The sequence below is a fragment of the Nitrospirota bacterium genome (assembly GCA_040755395.1).
Taxonomy (GTDB): domain Bacteria; phylum Nitrospirota; class Nitrospiria; order Nitrospirales; family Nitrospiraceae; genus DATLZU01.
The window spans coordinates 1-1,287 of sequence record JBFMAX010000060.1 but is presented as its reverse complement, the minus strand read 5'-3'; the positions used below and the strand labels follow the sequence as shown (position 1 = coordinate 1,287).

The window sequence follows — 1,287 nt, the reverse complement described above, 5'->3', positions numbered from 1 at the left end:
CCGTTGGGCGCACCCGTTCATACGAAGGAGAAAAAATGAGCCGCTCCGTTAAAACACATCATGTCGTATTTCTAGCGATGTTAACAATTGCTATCACAATAGCATGTTCTTTTTTGTCTTCAGGTTCCCAACAAGAATCGGACAATGAGACAGATTCAACTCAGACAACCAGCCAAGAAGAATCAAGCAACATTGAGCCCACTCAACAAAGTTCACAACCTTCAGGTGAAACCAGCGACTCAATAGTAAGTTTTGAGATTTACGAATACAAAGAAGGCTTGACACCTGGCGACCACTTTGTCAAACAAGGTGACGGATGGAAACCATACCATGCAAAGTTTAGGGTAGTAGCAAATGGCACTTTTTCTGGACAATATATCCTTGATATTGGGAAATACAACATGGCGAATATCGGACTCGACACAAATGACGCCAACGACCCATATATTGTGACAGAGGAGGGATATACGTACGGAAACACTTTGGAAACCTTTGACACAATTGATTTAGGTTTCCCACTTGTGTCAACTCAATTGGATTTATTTTCGGGTATCCCAATGAGTGGAAATCGCGCCTTAAATGGCAGCTTAATCTTCTATGAAGTAAATTTTAGTGTGCCTGAAAAACTTACACCCAAAACATTGGTAGTTCCTGCTCTTGATTACTCGGTAGATTTACCTCCTCTCAACACCGATAACTTCTCTGAAATTTCGATACAAACCGAACAAATTGTAAATTTTCCTGCGACAATCGCAATAGACCCCAATGTTGATATCAAGGTATCTAATTTTCTTGAAGACGATACATACATTACTGTTGATTACGAAGTCACAAATAAAAACATAGCAGAAGATGAATATGGCTTTTTCTATGCAGCCCTAATTGATTCATACGGTTTTGCATCACGCCAACTACTGAAAGTTTTTGGACAGTCATATTCTGAATGTAATGACATTGGATTGGCATTGAGTTTTGACAATATTACAGTAGGACCTGGTCAAACTAAAACGGGCTTGCTTTGCTTCAAAAAGAATACCAATTACACTTCCTCGTTTTATGTGCTGTATTTTTCCTTCGGCGGTACGGCAGGATCAGATAATAAAGCAATATTGATAAAGCCTTAATTTTGGTTTGCAGGTAACGAGTCTTGCATTCCATGAGTGCGCCCAACACAGCGTGCAGCGGACGGCGGGTATGCTCCCCGCCCGAAGCGGGTCTGTCCCTTCGGCTTTGGTCTACGCTCGGAGTTTGTCCTGCCAAGTCCCGCCGCCGCTAACGCAAACCGTT

Annotated in this window: 1 protein-coding gene; it reads left to right on the top strand. The window is 42.0% G+C overall.

The window, feature by feature from the left end:
• A partial coding sequence (locus AB1555_20145) for a hypothetical protein (GenBank protein ID MEW6248990.1) occupies positions 1–1,124 on the top strand: 1,124 nt, incomplete at its 5' end.
• Positions 1,125–1,287 lie beyond the last annotated feature (163 nt).